Origin of the sequence: Microvirga lenta, from assembly GCF_020532555.1 — a bacterium.
Lineage (GTDB): Bacteria > Pseudomonadota > Alphaproteobacteria > Rhizobiales > Beijerinckiaceae > Microvirga > Microvirga lenta.
The window spans coordinates 228210-244336 of the sequence record NZ_JAJBBR010000005.1; the positions used below are offsets into that span (position 1 = coordinate 228210).

16 protein-coding genes are annotated in these 16127 nt (G+C 65.1%); 6 read left to right on the forward strand and 10 right to left on the reverse strand.

The window, feature by feature from the left end:
• Window positions 1–3: 3 nt before the first annotated feature.
• The 3 genes from LGR44_RS09460 to LGR44_RS09470 form a co-directional block, all read right to left on the reverse strand.
• The gene (locus tag LGR44_RS09460) at window positions 4–1503 is read right to left on the reverse strand and encodes a TrkH family potassium uptake protein (RefSeq protein WP_226739716.1); all 1500 of its coding nucleotides are present in this window, start codon (window positions 1501–1503) and stop codon (window positions 4–6) included.
• Window positions 1504–1510: 7 nt separating this feature from the next.
• Window positions 1511–2893, reverse strand: a complete 1383-nt coding sequence (gene trkA, locus LGR44_RS09465; RefSeq protein ID WP_226739718.1) for a Trk system potassium transporter TrkA — start codon at window positions 2891–2893, stop codon at window positions 1511–1513.
• 171 nt (window positions 2894–3064) lie between these two features.
• A complete protein-coding gene (locus tag LGR44_RS09470) occupies window positions 3065–3718 on the reverse strand; it encodes a helix-turn-helix transcriptional regulator (protein WP_226739719.1) in 654 nt (217 codons plus the stop codon).
• Window positions 3719–3899: 181 nt separating this feature from the next.
• On the opposite strand from LGR44_RS09470, the gene LGR44_RS09475 reads away from it, so the two are divergent.
• The gene (locus LGR44_RS09475; RefSeq protein WP_226739721.1) at window positions 3900–4178 is read left to right on the forward strand and encodes a hypothetical protein; all 279 of its coding nucleotides are present in this window, start codon (window positions 3900–3902) and stop codon (window positions 4176–4178) included.
• 5 nt (window positions 4179–4183) lie between these two features.
• On the forward strand, window positions 4184–4432 hold the full coding sequence (locus LGR44_RS09480) for a DUF6894 family protein (protein ID WP_226739723.1): 249 nt from the start codon (window positions 4184–4186) through the stop codon (window positions 4430–4432).
• 37 nt (window positions 4433–4469) lie between these two features.
• On the opposite strand, the gene LGR44_RS09485 is transcribed toward LGR44_RS09480, so the two are convergent.
• Window positions 4470–5648, reverse strand: coding sequence for a BaiN/RdsA family NAD(P)/FAD-dependent oxidoreductase (locus LGR44_RS09485; protein ID WP_226739725.1), 1179 nt, complete (start codon window positions 5646–5648; stop codon window positions 4470–4472).
• Window positions 5649–5972: 324 nt separating this feature from the next.
• Here LGR44_RS09485 and ku point away from each other — a divergent pair, with 324 nt between their 5' ends.
• Both ku and ligD read left to right on the forward strand, forming a co-directional pair.
• On the forward strand, window positions 5973–6866 hold the full coding sequence (ku, locus tag LGR44_RS09490) for a non-homologous end joining protein Ku (protein WP_226739727.1): 894 nt from the start codon (window positions 5973–5975) through the stop codon (window positions 6864–6866).
• Between the two features lie 4 nt (window positions 6867–6870).
• Window positions 6871–9435: a DNA ligase D gene (gene ligD, locus LGR44_RS09495; RefSeq protein ID WP_226739729.1), complete on the forward strand. Its 2565-nt coding sequence runs from the start codon at window positions 6871–6873 to the stop codon at window positions 9433–9435.
• Here ligD and LGR44_RS09500 read toward each other — a convergent pair.
• The 4 genes from LGR44_RS09500 to LGR44_RS09515 form a co-directional block, all read right to left on the reverse strand.
• Window positions 9419–9685: a hypothetical protein gene (locus tag LGR44_RS09500; RefSeq protein ID WP_226739731.1), complete on the reverse strand. Its 267-nt coding sequence runs from the start codon at window positions 9683–9685 to the stop codon at window positions 9419–9421. The genes ligD and LGR44_RS09500 overlap by 17 nt on opposite strands.
• A gap of 3 nt (window positions 9686–9688) precedes the next feature.
• Window positions 9689–9913: a hypothetical protein gene (locus LGR44_RS09505; protein WP_226739733.1), complete on the reverse strand. Its 225-nt coding sequence runs from the start codon at window positions 9911–9913 to the stop codon at window positions 9689–9691.
• A 93-nt stretch (window positions 9914–10006) separates the two neighbouring features.
• The gene (locus LGR44_RS09510; protein WP_226736237.1) at window positions 10007–10216 is read right to left on the reverse strand and encodes a cold-shock protein; all 210 of its coding nucleotides are present in this window, start codon (window positions 10214–10216) and stop codon (window positions 10007–10009) included.
• 222 nt (window positions 10217–10438) lie between these two features.
• On the reverse strand, window positions 10439–11518 hold the full coding sequence (locus LGR44_RS09515) for an alpha/beta fold hydrolase (RefSeq protein WP_404809917.1): 1080 nt from the start codon (window positions 11516–11518) through the stop codon (window positions 10439–10441).
• A gap of 206 nt (window positions 11519–11724) precedes the next feature.
• On the opposite strand from LGR44_RS09515, the gene LGR44_RS09520 reads away from it, so the two are divergent.
• Complete coding sequence (locus LGR44_RS09520; protein WP_226739735.1) at window positions 11725–12162, forward strand: YqaA family protein; 438 nt, start codon at window positions 11725–11727, stop codon at window positions 12160–12162.
• A gap of 9 nt (window positions 12163–12171) precedes the next feature.
• On the opposite strand, the gene LGR44_RS09525 is transcribed toward LGR44_RS09520, so the two are convergent.
• Together LGR44_RS09525 and LGR44_RS09530 are read right to left on the reverse strand one after the other, a co-directional pair.
• Window positions 12172–12417, reverse strand: a complete 246-nt coding sequence (locus tag LGR44_RS09525) for a hypothetical protein (protein WP_226739737.1) — start codon at window positions 12415–12417, stop codon at window positions 12172–12174.
• 89 nt (window positions 12418–12506) lie between these two features.
• Window positions 12507–13343 carry a class I SAM-dependent methyltransferase gene (locus LGR44_RS09530; RefSeq protein ID WP_226739739.1) on the reverse strand — a complete coding sequence of 279 codons (837 nt, stop codon included), beginning with the start codon at window positions 13341–13343 and terminating at the stop codon, window positions 12507–12509.
• A 263-nt stretch (window positions 13344–13606) separates the two neighbouring features.
• Here LGR44_RS09530 and LGR44_RS21790 point away from each other — a divergent pair, with 263 nt between their 5' ends.
• The gene (locus LGR44_RS21790; protein ID WP_264196430.1) at window positions 13607–16108 is read left to right on the forward strand and encodes a glycoside hydrolase family 113; all 2502 of its coding nucleotides are present in this window, start codon (window positions 13607–13609) and stop codon (window positions 16106–16108) included.
• Window positions 16109–16127: the final 19 nt, after the last annotated feature.

Genomic DNA, 16127 nt, shown 5'->3' on the forward strand with positions numbered 1-16127 from the left:
GGATCATCCGCGCCAGAAATGCGGGAAGAACAGGATCAGCACCGTGAAGAGTTCGAGCCGGCCCAGCAGCATCGCGAAGGACAGGATCCATTTCGCGGAATCCGGAACGGTGGCGAAATTGCCCGCCGGGCCGATGATGGGGCCAAGCCCGGGCCCCACATTCGCCAGTGCGGTCACCGCCGCGCTGGCACTGGTGAGGAAATCGAGGTCGAGCGCCATCAGCATGATCGTGACGGCGCTGTAGCAGATGAAGAAGAAAGCGAAGAAGACGACGACCGAGGCCACCACGTCGTCGGGCAGCACGCGCCCGGCATAGACGCGCTGGAAGACGCCTCGCGGGTAGATGAGATGCCGCACATGCGAGCGCAGGAGCGTCGCCATCACCTCGAAACGGAAGATCTTGATGCCGCCGGCCGTCGAGCCCGTGCAGCCGCCCACGAAGGTGAGGCCGAAGAAGATCCCCACCGCCACGTTGCCCCACAGGCTGTAATCCGTCGTCGCGAACCCGGTCGTGGTGACCACCGAAACCACGTTGAAGGCCGCCTGACGGAAGGCCTCCTCGATTCCGTAGCGGCCGTTCGCGATCAGCCAGATCGCAAGACCGAAGATCACGATGCCGAGGAGAGCGAGCAGGCTGCGGACCTGGCTGTCGCGCAAGCTGTCGCGCTCGCCCTGCAGCATCCGGACATAGAGCACGAACGGAATGCCGCCGCAGAGCATGAACACCGTGCAGATCCACTGGGCCGCGGGACCGAACTTGCCCATGGAGCTGTCCGAGGTGGAATAGCCGCCGGTCGACAGCGTCGTGAGCCCGTGCACGAGCGCCTCGAACGGCGTCATTCCGGCAAGCCAGTAGAGGAAGCCGCAGGTGACGGTGAGACCGACATAGACGAGGCCGATGGCGGTCGCGATCTCGCGCACGCGGGGCATGACCTTTTCGGAACGATCCGACGATTCCGTGCGGAAAAGCTGCATGCCGCCGACCCCGAGCGCCGGGAGGATGGCGATGGCCGTCGCGACGATGCCGATGCCGCCCATCCATTGCAGCAGCGCGCGCCACAGGAGAATGCCGGGAGGGGCGGCGTCGAGCCCCACGATCACTGTGGAGCCCGTGGTGGTGAGGCCCGACATGGACTCGAAGAACGCGTTCGTGAAACTGTCCTTCAGCTGCGCATAATCCGAGAAATAGAGCGGCATGGCTCCGAACAGCGCAATGGTGGACCATGCGAGCGGCGTGAGAACGAAGGACTGGCGCAGGGTAAGCCCGCCAGAGAGGCGGCAGCGGGCGCCGTAGAGGAGACCGGCACCGCAGACGAAGGTCAGTCCGCTCGACACGAAGAAGGCCAGCCAATCCGGATTGCGCGCGATCAGGTCGGCGATCATCGGCGGCAGCATGGCGGTCGAGAGCGCGACCAGCATCCCGCCGATCAGATAGAGCACCGGACGCAGCTTCGGCGGCGACCAGGTTCGGAAGACGGGATTCACGGGAAGCGGGCGTGGCATACGGGCCTCAACCTTCGGCCCGCGTGGTGCCGAGCATCGCCTCGGCCCGGCGAAGAACCCGGTAGGTCACCATGGCGATGACCCGGTCGCCGGGAAGGACCCGCGACTCGCCGGTCGGAATGATCACTTCGTTGCTGCGCACGATGGCGCCGATCAGCATTCCTTCCGGCAACCCGATCTCGCGCAGCGTTCCCTGCACGAGTGGCGCGCCGGGCTGCGCCACGGCCTCGATCACCTCGCCGAAATCCTCGCGCAGGGTGTAGAGCGCCGCAACCGAGCGATGCCGCACATGGCGCAGGATGCTGGAGATGGTGATGGCGTTGGGGCTGACCACCGCGTCGATCCCGAGCGCCGGCAGGACAGGCTCGTAGGAAGTCTTGTTGACCAGCGTCACGGCGCGCGGGCAGCCCTCGTGCTTGGCCAGGACTGACGTGAAGATGTTGGTCTCGTCGTCGTTGGTCACGGCGACGACCGTCTCGGCGGCGCTCACATTCGCCTCGGCGAGCACCTCCTTGTCGAGCGCGTCCCCGTGCAGGACGACCGCCATGTCCCCGAGTTCCCGGGCCAGGAACTCCGCCCTCTCGCGGGAATGCTCGACCACCTTCAGGGACAGGCCCGGCGCCTTGGCCGCGAGGCGCTTGGCGAGGTTGAGGCCCACATTGCCGCCGCCGATGATCACGATGCGGCGGGCCACCTGCTCCGTATGCCCGAACAGCCGCATCACGTCCTCGACCCGGCGGGGCTCGCTCACCACGTAGACGTCGTCGCCACGCTCGATCCGGTCGTGTCCCCGCGGCACGAAGCCCTGCCCGCCGCGCACCACCGCCACCACCACGAAGCCCGGCTCCGCCCCCATGGCGGGAAGGTCGCTCAGGCGGCGCCCCGCCATGGCGCAATTGCCCGAATTGCAGTGGATGCCGAGGAGCTGCACCCGCCCGTCCGCCAGCGAGACGGTATCGAACGCCCCGGGGGTCCTGAGACGCCGCACGATGCCGTTCGCCACCTCCACCTCGGGGGAGATGATGACGTCGATGGGCATCTGGTCGCTGGCATAGAGCCCCTGCCAGATCGGCTCCAGATAGCCGTGATAGCGCACCCGGGCGATGCGGCGGCGGACCTTGAACAGGGAATAGGCGACCTGGCAGGCCACCATGTTGACCTCGTCCGAGCGGGTCACCGCGATCAGCATGTCGGCATCGCGGGCGCCTGCGCGCTCGAGCACCTCGGGATGCGAGGCGTGCCCCACCATACCGCGCACATCGTAGGACTCGTCGACGCGCCGTGCCTGTTCCGGAGAGATGTCGAGCACGGTGACGTCGATGCCTTCGGTGGCGAGATGGCGTGCAATGGTCGAGCCGACCTGGCCGGCACCGCACACGATCACCCTCATGCTGCCTCCCCTCGCTGGATTCCGGTCGGAGCGCCCATCGCGACGATCTCCCGGCACGTCCGGAATGTATCTCGATACGAAGATGCACGGGAAAGGATCATGTTCCCTTTTCCCGTCCGTGCCCGCGAAGGTCAAGCTTGGAAGCCGGAGCGTAGAGCCTCCGGCGCCTCGTCAGGCTGGCTTCGTCCCTGTGGAAAGCGTCCGTTCCACGTCCTTCGAGATGACCGCGAGCCGGGTCATGAGGCCGACGAGCTCGGCCTGCCGCTTCGTTCCGGTCTTGGCGAAGACCGCCTTGATCTGTGCGCGGATCGTGCCGACGCTCACGCCCGCCTCCTTCGCAATCTCCTGAACCGTAAGGCCGCACATGAGCCGGGTGGCCACCCGGGCCTCTTTCCTGGTCAGGCCGAAGAGCTGCTGGAGAAGGACAGGCGACGGCTCGGGGCACGTCTCGGGGTCGACAAGGACGGCGACCAGCGCGGCTCCCTCGAAGACCGGCCGCATGTCGCCAGCGATGTCGACGATCCGCAGGATCAGGGGTCTTCTGTCGATTCGGCCCAGGCCGAGGGCACTCCTTGCCTCGGAGGCGCCGTCCCGGTGCTCCCTGAGGATGTTCTGCAGCACCTTGTCGGATGCGGGATCGCTCGCCGCCAAGCCACCTGCCTTGATGTGCAACCCTGCCCCGAAATGCTGCTTCGCCAAGCGGTTGAAGTGGAGGATCTGCAGATCGGGGCCGATCACGAGAGTGCCGAAGCCCAGCGCATCGAAGATGCGACCGAAGCAATCCAAGGTCGATGCCGCGACCGGGGCAGAGCGCGTATGTGCCATGTGACGGGCCAAGCTTGGCCGACAACTGCCGGTTTGTAAACAAACAACGCCGACAACCTTCTTTTTATCCCAAACGGGGGATGAAACTTAGGCGTAACCCAGCGGAAGCTGAGACGTAGCACTTTCGAATCGGCCATGCCCATCACGAGGGTTTCAGCGTCACAACGATCCGAGGGGTATCATGCGAGCAGAAGACCAGCCGGCAAGGGCGGCTGCAGGACGAAGCGGACTCGAGATCGATTTCCAGGTCTCCCGCAGCACCGAGACGCTTTGGACGATCGAGCCCGTCTCCCAGAAGGCGAAGCTCATTGCAGCGGCGGAATTCGGGCTGGCGGAAACGTCCCCCCAGAAGCCGGGCCTCGTGGCCGGACATGTCAGGTCCAACGCGCTTCTCCACGCATTGCGGTCGCGGGGATTCTCCATTCTCTACAACGGACCGGCGGGGCCCATCACGCTGTAGCATCCGTGCCTCGTTACTTCTTCAATCTTCGATACGGACATCTCCATGTCCTCGATTCGCGGGGCGAGACCTGCTCGGACCCGGGAGAAGCGCTGGAGCACGCCGTCGTCGCCGTGCTCGACCTGATCACCAAGGAAGGACGCTTCCGCAACTGGGCGCGCTGGTCCATCGAGATCGAGGACGAGAACCGCAGGCGCGTCGCCACCCTGCCCTTCACCCTCGTCCTGAAATCGCACCGCCAGCCCGGCGAATGACGCTGCGGAACACCCGTCGAACGCAGCGGCCGGGGCCTCAGGCCACCTGCCCCGCGCACCAGCCCGACGACCAGGCCCATTGAAAATTGTAGCCGCCGAGCCAGCCGGTCACGTCCACCACCTCGCCGATGAAATAGAGCCCCGGCACGGCCTTGGCCTCCATGGTGCGGGAGTCGAGCTCGCGCGTGTCCACGCCGCCCAGCGTCACTTCCGCCGTGCGGTACCCTTCCGACCCGGCCGGTTTGAAGCGCCACTGGTTCACGGCGCCCTCGATCCGCCGCAGATGCTTGTCGGAATAATCCGCGAGATTGGCGGGGCCCGGCTCGCCCTCGGCGATAAGCTGTGCCAGGCGCTTGGGAAGGAAGGCGGAGAGCGCGGTCTGCAGGGCCTGACGCCCGTTGCGGGAGCGGGCGGCCCGCAGCTCCTCGAACAGGTCGACCTGCGGCAGCATGGAAACCGTGATTTCCCCGCCCTCGCGCCAATAGGACGAGATCTGCAGGATCGCCGGACCGCTCAGGCCCCGGTGCGTGAACAGCATCGCCTCCGCGAAGCGGGTCTTGCCGCAGGCCACCACCGCGTCCACCGCCACACCCGCCAGGGGCTTGAGCCGCTCCAGCATGGTGGGCTCCAGGGTCAGGGGGACGAGGGCCGGCCGTGTCTCCGTGACCTTCAGGCCGAACTGCGCCGCGAGATCGTATCCGAAGCCGGTCGCGCCCATCTTCGGAATGGACTTGCCCCCGGTGGCGACCACGAGGGACCGGCACCCGATCATTCCGTGCGAAAGGCCGAGACGGAATCCCTCCGCCGTCTTCTCGACCGTCTCCACGTGCGTGGAAAGGCGCAGCTCCGCCCCGTGGAGCTTCATCTCCGACAGCAGCAGATTGACGATCTGCGTCGAGGGGCCGTCGCAGAAGAGCTGGCCCAGGGCCTTCTCGTGATAGGCGATGCCGTGGCTCTCCACCAGGGCGATGAAATCGCGCTGGGTGTACCGGCGCAGGGCCGAAATGGCGAAGCTCGGGTTCTGCGACAGGAAGTTCTGCGGAGCGGCATGGAGGTTTGTGAAGTTGCACCGCCCCCCGCCGGAGATGCGGATCTTCTCGCCCGGCTTGGCGGCATGGTCGACGACCAGCACCGAACGGCCGCGCTTTCCGGCCTCGATGGCGCACATCATGCCGGCCGCGCCGGCCCCGATCACCACCACATCGAACACATCCACCAGAGAGCTTCCTTCAATGACGTCCCACAGGCCCCGGACGGGAGAGTTCCGTAATGCAGGGAAAGACGACCTTGCAAGTTTGCGCATCCGGCCTGCGCCAATGCGTCCGCCGCAGCACCGGCCGAACGAGCGTCTTCCCCCGCAGAATATAGGTTTTCCGAAACGGGCCGATCCGCCGTCTTCCTTCGGGCTGAAAGCAAAAATGCAAGAAAAAATGATTCGGAACGACTCAAATAGAGTCGCGTTTGATTCGAACCTGCGGCGGATTGAATCAGCGATGAGTCGAAACGACTCTCGTGTCCAAGTATAGTTCGGAGTATTACTATGGCGGCACGGGCAATCTGGAAAGGCTACTTGAAGCTATCGCTGGTTTCCTGCGCGGTGGCCATCTATCCGTCGACCAATTCATCGAGCCGGATCCGTTTCAACACCCTCAACCGCAAGACCGGCAATCGCGTCCAGCGGCAATATATCGATTCCGAGACCGGGGAGCCGGTCGAGCCGGAAGATCAGGTGAAGGGCTACAAGGTCGGCAAGGGCAGCTACATCCTCGTGGAGGACGAGGAGCTCGACGCGCTCAAGCTCGAGAGCACGCATACCATCGATATCGAGGCCTTCATTCCGCGCGACGAGGTGGACGAGCGCTATCTCGACACCTCCTACTACATCGCCCCCGACGACCGGGTGGCGCAGGAGGCCTTCGCGGTCATCCGCGACGCCATCCGCGACAAGGGCATGGCGGGCCTGGGCCGCCTCGTGATGGCGCGGCGCGAAAGGCTGCTTCTGCTGGAACCCCTCGACCAGGGACTGATGGGAACCACGCTGCATTCCGCGGCAGAGGTCCGGGACGAGAGCAGCATCTTCGACGAGATCCCGGAGATCAAATACCCGAAGGAGATGCGCGACCTCGCGGCCCACATCATCGAAGGCAAGACCGCCCATTTCGACCCGAAGATGTTCGAGGACCGCTACGAGAACGCGCTGATCGAGCTCGTGCGCTCCAAGCAGGACGGTCATGGGACGAAAGCCGTCTCCGCGCCCAAGCCGTCGAACGTGGTCAACCTGATGGACGCCCTGCGCAAGAGCATCGAGGCCGAGAAGCCTGCGGCGAAGAAGGCAAAGCCCTCGGAACGCAAGAAGGCGGCACCCGGCGGGCGCAGTTCCGCCAAGGCGCGTTCGGGCGCAGGTCGCTCCAAGAGCATGAAGCGCGCGAGCTGACCTCATGGCGAAAGGCAACTCCGCAAAGCGGCCGCGCGCGGTGTCTAAGCGCGCGCATGAGCCGGGCTCGCTCAAGACCTATGACGCCAAGCGCGACTTCTCCGTCACCACCGAGCCGCGAGCGAAGCGAACGAAGGTGAAGGGCAACCGCTTCGCGGTGCAGAAACACGCGGCACGACGCCTGCATTTCGATCTCCGCCTCGAACTCGACGGCGTCCTGAAGAGCTGGGCCGTCACCCGTGGCCCGAGTCTCGTTCCGGGCGAGAAGCGCCTGTCGATCCATACCGAGGACCATCCCCTCGAATACCTCACCTTCGAGGGCGTCATTCCCGCCGGTCAGTATGGCGGCGGCACCATGATTGTCTGGGACGAAGGCCGCTGGCTGCCCGAGGGCGACCCACACAAGGCCTACGCCGAGGGCCGCCTGACCTTCACCCTCGAAGGCCGGCGCCTGAAAGGTCGCTGGCATCTCGTTCGCACGCGCCCGAAACCGCGCGAGACGAAGGAGCAATGGCTGCTGCTGAAATCCGAGGACGAACACGCCCGCGCGCCGGGCGCGCCCGAGATCGTGGAGGAGGAAGCGGCCTCGATCCGTTCCGGGCGCACCATCGAGGAGCTGGCGCGCGAGGGCGAATTGCGGATCGATCACCGCAACCGCATCGAGGTGGAGGCATCCCGGCCGGACGCCAGGAGGAAGACGGCGAAGATCGCCGGCGCCAGAAAGGCGATCCTGCCGCCCTTCGTCGAACCGAGCCTCGCCAAGCTGGTGGCGAGCGCGCCCACGGGTCCGCACTGGCTGCACGAGATCAAGTTCGACGGCTACCGCATCCAGGCGCGCATCGACGGCGGCAAGGTCCGCCTGCTCACGCGGAAAGGACTGGACTGGACGAGGAAGTTCTCGTCCATCGCCGAAGCCCTGAAGGAGCTGCGCCTGCCCTCCGCGCTGATCGACGGCGAGATCGTGGTGGAGGACGAGAGCGGCGTCTCCGACTTCTCGGCCCTGCAGCAGGACCTGTCGACCGGCCGCACGGATCGCATGATCTTCTACGCTTTCGACCTGCTCTATCTCGACGGGCAGGACCTGCGTCAGGTCCCGCTGCAGGACCGCAAGGCGCTTCTGCAGCTCGCGCTTGACGATCTGCCGGAAGGGGGCACGATCCGGTTCAGCGAACACATCGCCGAGGACGGCGCTTCTCTCATCCGCCACGCCTGCCGCATGGGACTGGAGGGCATCGTCTCCAAGCGGGCGGACCAGCCCTACAAATCCGGGCGCGGCGAGCATTGGCTCAAGAGCAAGTGCACCCAGCGGCAGGAATTCGTCGTTGCAGGCTACGTCCCCTCCTCCACCAGCCGCAAGGCCGTGGGCTCCCTGGTCCTGGGCTACTACGACGGCAAGGACCTCGTGCATGTCGGCCGCACCGGAACCGGCTTCACGGCCGCGACCGCGCGTTCGCTCTGGGCGCAGATCAGCGCCCTCGAAATGCAGGCGTCGCCATTCCACGCACGACTCTCCGCGGAGGCGCGGCGCAACGTGCGGTGGATGCGGCCCGAACTCGTGGCGGAGGTCGAGTATCGCGGCTGGACCCATGACGGGCATCTGCGTCATGCGGCCTTCAAGGGCCTGCGGGAGGACAAGGACCCGCGCGAGGTGGTGCGCGAGGACGGGACCGTAAGCGCGCCTCCCGCGACCTCATCGCCAGCGCTCGCATCGGCGCGGCTCACCCATCCCGATCGCGTATTGTGGGAGGACGAGGGCCTGACCAAGCTGGGGCTGGCGGAATTCTACACCGAAATTGCGGACTGGATCCTGCCGCACATCGTCGACAGGCCGCTCTCGCTCCTGCGCTGCCCATCGGGCTCCCACAAGGAATGTTTCTTCCAAAAGCACGCCTGGGCCGGGCTGGACGAAAGCCTCGTGCAGCGGGTGAGCATCGGCGACGACGAGGTGCTTGCCATTCGCGACCTGCGCGGCTTTCTCGCCCTGGTGCAGGCCGGCGTGCTTGAAATCCACCCTTGGGGGTCGAAGCTGAAAGCCGCCGAAAAGCCCGACCGGATCGTTTTCGATCTCGATCCGGGGGAGAACGTCGCGTGGCCGGCGGTGGTGGAGGGAGCACAGGAGGTGCGCCAGCGCCTGAAGGATCTGGGCCTCGAAAGCTTCGTGAAGACGACCGGCGGCAAGGGGCTGCACGTGGTGGTCCCCGTCAAGCCGAGGGCCGGCTGGGACGCGACGAAGGCCTTCGCCGAACGCGTCGCCCTGGCCATGGCGAAGGATGCGCCGGATCGCTACACCGCGAGCCTGGCGAAGCGCGCCCGTGAGGGCCGCATCTTCATCGACTATCTCCGCAACGGTCGCGGGGCGACGGCGGTGGCGCCCTATTCCACGCGGGCGCGCTCAGGCGCACCCGTGTCGACGCCCCTGTCCTGGAGCGAGCTTCCGAGCCTGCAGAACGGATCGCACTACCGCGTCGCCAACCTGGCCGGGCGCCTGCAGCACATGGGCGAAGACCCGTGGCACGAGTTGACGGCCGTTTCGCAGTCCCTGACGGAACGCCTCATCCGGCGTCTGTAGGGCTCTCTGCGGCTTGGTTTCGGTCGGGTGAAGCGGGCTTCTCGGCAATGCGCGCATTGCGCCAGCCCAGAACCTCCGCCTCGATCGCGTCGCCGGTTCGCCCGTTGATCCATTTCCCGTCGGCGCGCTCGCATGGAAAGGGAATGAGATAGGTTCCCACATGGTCCTCGCACAGCAGCTCGACGAAGCATCCCGAGGGCGGGTCGCGATCCGTCACGAATTCGTTCAGTCGCTCGCTGCGCGTCGCCATCGCTCAGCGGACGCGCTTGATGCTGGCGATGGCGCCCGCGGGAATGAGCCCCTGATCCTGCTGCTCCTTCGCGATGAGGTTCACGCGCAGATCGTCGACCCCCTTGCTGTGCCCTTCCGACCAGAGATAGGCCGTGCGTCCGTCCGTGTAGGTGACGAGGAACATGACCGACTTCGCGGGAGCGGATTTGTGGAACGTGTACATCACACCCTCAATCGTGGGTGACATGAAGCGGGTTTCACCGGCCTCATGCCAAGCAAAAAGCCGCCCCTGACGGGGCGGCTCCAGAAGATGGCGCAGATCACCTACGCCGGTTCGTGCTCAGGCCGTCTGGATGTTGTTGACGGCGACCTTGCCGCTGCGACGATCCTCGGCGGTGTCGAAGGACACCTTCTGGCCTTCGCGAAGGCCGCGGATGCCGGCGCGCTCGAGAGCGGTGGCGTGGACGAACACGTCCTTGTCGCCGTTGTCCGGCTGGATGAAGCCGAAGCCCTTTTGGTCGTTGTAGAATTTCACGGTGCCCGTGTTCATGGGATATTCCTCAGTCATGTGTCAGTGCACGTGGGCGCAAGGGCGTGGCAACGCACGGCCTCGAACCCGGTTCGTCGATGTTTGGAAGAGTGTCTGAACGTGCGCCTGGCATGCCAAGGCGTAACAGCCCGATTGTCCGGCCAAATGTCGATAAATGTTACATAGGCGTAACGGCGGCGGAATACAAGGGAAGCCTGCGTATTCCACCGCCATTGCGCCGCATCAGGGCCAGCGCGCCTCTACGGTTTCGCCTGTCGGCGCCGCGACGCGGGACCGTCTCGCCCGATGCACGGCTCGCTCCACGGCCTCGATCACCAGATCCGGCGCCGATTGGTGGCCCATATGGCCGATGCCCGGCATTTCCACGAATTCGCTGCCCGGGACATCGTGATGCAAGCGCTCGGAATGGCGTTCTATATCCACGATCCGGTCACCCGCGCCCGCGACGATCACGAGCGGAGCCGTGATCTCGTGGTAGCGGTGCTGGAGCTTGGCGGCCGACGGGATCATCAGCGCGACGTCCTCCGAGGCCGCGCGCAGGTGCGACGGCCTGAGGACCAGCTCCCGGGGGAAGTGCCGTGCGAAATGCTCCGGAACGGGTGCGGGATCGAAGATCTTGTCGAAGATCTGCGGAAGCATGAGGCTCGAGGTCACGGGCGCGATGGTATGGCGTATCACGTCGCCGACCACGGGAACGGCAGGCGGCGAGACGAGCAGCACATCCGCCCGCGGGGTCGGGTAGAAGTAGCCGGATTCCAGAACGAGGCTCTCCACGAAAGTGGGGAAATCCACGGCAAGCGCCGCTGCGACCATGGCGCCCCAGGAATGGCCGAGCACGTGGGCCCGCTCGACCCCGAGGCGTTGAAGCGCATCATGCATCAGCTTCGCCTGCGCCTGCGGGGTCCAGAGGCGGCGCGGGCGCGAGCTGTAGCCGAAGCCCGGGCGCTCGATCACGATCACCCGGTAGCGCTTGGCGAGTTCGTCCACCATGCCGCAGATCAGGAAATCCTGCATGAGCGAGCCGTTGCCGTGAATGAGCGCAAGCGGTTCGCCCTGCCCGCGCTCGATGTAGTGCAGGCGGACGCCGTTGACGTCGATGAAGCGGCCGATGGGCGGGTGCAGCCGCTCCGCCTCCTTGGAACGTCGATGCACGTAGAGCGCCGTGGCGCTCAGGGCCGCCGCCACTCCGCCGATCAGGGCCGGCGCAAGCCATGATCCGGAGGCCGGACGCGAACGCCCTGCGCGGTCGTGCTCTCGCGAGCCCCGCATCCCATGCGCGGTTTTAGCCCTCGTCCTGTTCATGTCCTGCACGACGTCTCTCCTTGGCCATCAAGGATAGACAACGCGGAACACCGGCGGCAGTTGCTCACTTTTGCGGGAGGTGCTGGACATGGCACCCCGATGTGAGGATCTTGCCGTGTCGCTTCGCCGATGAATGACCGCCACGATCATCCTCCCCGCCCGCTCGACACGAGCACGATTTTGCCGGCAACAGAGATTCCGCCTTCATGCCCTCCTTTGCCGAATACGGCGCCCTCTTCACCGCTGCCTTTCTTTCGGCCACCCTGTTCCCGTTCCAGTCGGAAGCGGTGCTCTTCGCCATGCTTCTCTCGGAGCGCTACTCGGAATGGCTGTTGATCGCGGTGGCGAGCGTCGGCAACACGCTGGGATCGGTGGCGAACTGGTTCCTCGGGCGGTTCCTCGCCCATTTCGAGGGGCGGCGCTGGTTTCCGGTCAAGCGCGAGCAGATGAAGAAGGCGGAGGGCTGGTATCATCGCTACGGCCGCTGGACGCTGCTCCTGAGCTGGATGCCCGTCATCGGCGACCCGCTCACGCTGGTGGCGGGGGTCCTGCGGGAGCCCCTGCCCGTCTTCATCCTTCTCGTTGCGGTGGCCAAGACGGCCCGATACCTGACGGTCGGGGCGCTGAGCCTCGGCTGGATGTGAGCCGGGGGCTCAAGGCCCCTGAACGCTCGCCCAGATCTCCTCCAAATGCTCCGGTTCGAGCACGTGCCCCGAAGCCGCGCGGATCACCGCGTGCTTGCCGGCCGGAGCCTCCTCGTTCATGGCCCAATGCACCGCTTCGCGCAGGGACGGGAACTCCCGGGCATCGCCCCAGTCGCGCTGCCTGTCGCCCTTGGATGCGCCGACGGTCTCGTAATGCAGCTGGGCCGGGGCATTCAAATCCGATTCTGTGAGCATGAAAGTCTCGCCTCCGGCTGTTCACGATCCGCCATGCCAACGGAATGCATGGCGCTGTCGTTCCGAGGCGACTGCCGCTGGGGAAGGGATCAGGTCTTCACGGCCTCGATCAGGATGCTCACCAGCCGCTCCTCCATCATGTTGCGCACGAAGTTCTGGCGCCGCTCGATGAAGTCGTTGCCGAGGACGACCTGATTGGCCACCTGCTGCGCCATCGGGGGCGGCGTGGGTTCGGCCGTGCCGTTCTGCTGGGCCGGCGCGATGAACCTCTCGGTCTCGTCGATGAAATCGACGATGTGGAAACGCGCCTTGGTGAAGGTCTGCTGCAGAACCTGCGGCGGCACGAGGAAGCTGGCCGATGGGAAGCGCGCCCACGGCACCGGAAACCGGACGGGGCCGACGGGGCCGAGCGCGGCCTCGCTCCATACCAGATGCCCTCCCGGCTTCAGCACGCGGCGGATCTCGCGGCACAGATGCGCCTTGTCGACCACGTTCATGCCCACATAGAGGCAGAGGGCAGCGTCGAAGGTGTTATCCTCGAAGGGCATGGAGAGCGCGTCCGCCTCCTCGAACGAGACGCGGCGGTCCAGGCCGCAGCGTCGGGTCAGCTCGTTGGCCGTGGCCACGAATTCGGGCGTGATGTCGATCCCCGTCACCGCCACGTCGTAGGTCTGCGCCACGTAGCGCGCCGGCCCCCCGATGCCCGATCCGACATCGAGCACATGCATGCCCGGCGTCAACCGCAGACGGCCCACATGCTCCCGCGTGGCAACGATTTCGCGCCCATGAAGCTGGTCGAACGGGTAGAGCATTTCGGCAGCGAGCTGATCGGTCCTGTGGCCCGCCTCGGCCACCGCTGCGAGCACCCGGTCAATGATGTCCGGACTGCCGTAGTTATCACGGACATCATCCCCGCGCTGCACCATCCAGGCCTCCCGAGCCCTCCACTCGGGCTCACACTTTGTTGATTCAGCCTAGCATTGAGCCCCCTGCCGGAAAGGCACTCTTTCGCGGTCATCCTTCGGGGGTGCAGGAATTATTGCACCGCCAAACAGGCGCGACATTTTGGACATTATAAAGACAAATTAGGAGTTTAAATGCGATACAATATGACATAACGTGTCGTTGCTGGCGGGTTGAACGAGCCGGGCAAACGGCTCTCCGCGACAGATGCAACGGGGGCCGAAACATGCCGACAGGCGAGAAGATTTTCACATGGGAGGGCATCAGCCTGCCTTCCTACTGGGGCGGGAACTGGGGCACGACAACCGCGGATGCGGCCTTCAACCAGATCAGGGAAACCGGCGCCAGCTCCGTGGCGATCATCCCGTCGTTCTACATGCCGAGCTACACGTCCAATACGATGGGGCTGGTTCACCAGTCGACCGACTTCAACAGCGAGTCCATGGCGCAGACCCGGGCTGCCATGCTCGACGTGACGTCGCGCGGCATGAACGTGATGCTCAAGCCGCATGTGGAGACGATGGACCGCAAGTGGCGCGCGACCATCGACCCGTCCGATGTGAACCTGTGGTTCGAAAACTATACGTCGATGATGGTGCAATACGCCCAGCTCGCTCAGGAAACCGGCGCCCCGATGCTCTGCATCGGCACCGAGCTCGTGAGCATGAGCGGCGGCGGCATCATCCCCACCGATCGCGGCGGCAACGGCGTGACCACCTACCGCGACAAGTGGGTCGAACTCATCGCCGAAGTGCGCAGCGTCTATAGCGGCCTCGTCACCTATGCGGCCACCTATGAGGAAGTGAGCCATGTGAGCTTCTGGGATCAGGTCGATTACATCGGCATCGACGCCTATGTTCCGCTCACGAACACGACGACGCCGACGGTAGACCAGTTGGTGCGCGGATGGACGGAACCGTCCACCAACGGCTGGGTCAACGAGATCTACGGCGGCAAGCCGGTCATCGAGTACTACAAGGCGCTGTCCGAGCAATACGGCAAAAAGGTGATCTTCACCGAGGTCGGCTATCGCAGCCGCGACGGGAACAACATGGATCCCGGCCTTTGGCAGGATGGCGGCACCGTGGATCACCAGGAGCAGAAGGACGCCTACGAGGCTCTGTTCAAGGTGATGACCACCCATGGCGGGCAGTGGCTCGACGGCGCGTTCCTGTGGAGCTACCACCCGTTCGAGAACCCGGAAGCGCACGATGTCCAGGCGACCGACTTCACCACCCAGGGCAAGCCTGCCAACACGGTGGTGTCCTCGTATTACAGCAGTCCCGCCCATGTGGCAGGCCTCAACCGCACCGGTACGGCTGGAGCGGACAAGCTCGACGGCGGCTATCACAACGACACCCTGAGCGGCAGCGCCGGCAACGACATTCTCTGGGGCGGCGCGGGTCACGACGCGCTGAACGGCGGCGACGGAGCCGACACCCTGAACGGCGGCTCGGGCAACGACACCATGGATGGCGGCGCGGGCGAGAACATCGCAGTCTTCTCCGGCTCGAGCGCCAGCTACTCCATCGCAACCAACAGCGACGGCAGCTTCACCATCACCGACGCGCGCTCCGATGGAACCGGTTCGGACGTGCTCAGGAACGTGCAGTTCGCCAGATTCAGCGACCAGACGGTCGCCCTGGGAACCACACCTCCTCCGCCCCCGCCCGTGAACGAGGCACCGAGCGACATCACGCTCTCGAACGCCTCGGTACCCGAGAACAGCGGCGGCGGAACGCCCGTGGGGTTCTTGAGCGCCACGGACCCGAATGCGGGCGACGCCTTCACCTATTCCCTCGTGAGCGATCCTGGCGCCAAGTTCCAGATCGTCAACGACCAGCTTCAGGTCCGGCCCGGTGCGGTTCTAGACTACGAGACCCAATCCTCGCATCAGGTCACGATCCGGGTGACGGATCAGAGCGGCCTGTCCTACGACGAGGTTTTCACCATCGCGGTCGGCGACGTGCAGGAAGGATCGCCGAACCAGGCGCCCACGAACCTTGCGCTGTCGGGAACGGCCGTGAAGGAAAACAGCGCCGGTGGCCAGTATATCGGCATGCTGAGCGCCACGGACCCGAATGCGGGCGACACCTTCACTTATTCGATCGTGAGCGACCCGGACTCCAAGTTCCAGGTCGCCGGCAGTCAGCTCCAGGTGCGCCAGGGTGCGATCCTCGACTTCGAGACCAAGACCTCGCATCAGCTCACCCTGCGCGTGACGGACCAGAGCGGCCTGTCCTACGACAAGAGCTTCACGATCTCGGTCGTCGACATCAAGAACGAGAAGATCAGAGGCCGCAGCACCAGCGAGGTCCTGACGGGAAGCGCCCAGAGCGAAGAGATCGACGGCAGCGCCGGCAACGACAAGATCTCGGGCGGGCTGGGCAAGGATGTGCTCGTCGGCGGCAAGGGTCGGGACACCTTCGTGTTCGATACGCGCCTGAGCAGGGCCAATGTGGACCGGATCGACGATTACAGCGTCAAGCACGACACGATTTATCTGGCCAAGAAGGTCTTTTCCAAGATCGGCAAGAAGGGCGTGCTGAAGAAAGACGCGTTCTGGATCGGCTCCAAGGCCCACGATGCCTCCGACCGCATCATCTACAACAAGAAGACCGGCGCGGTGTTCTACGATTCCGACGGCACCGGAGCCGCGAAGGCCATCAAATTCGCGATTCTGGACAAGAACCTTAAGCTGACCCAGTTCGACTTCTTCTCGATCTAAGAGGCTCGAACCATCCGGT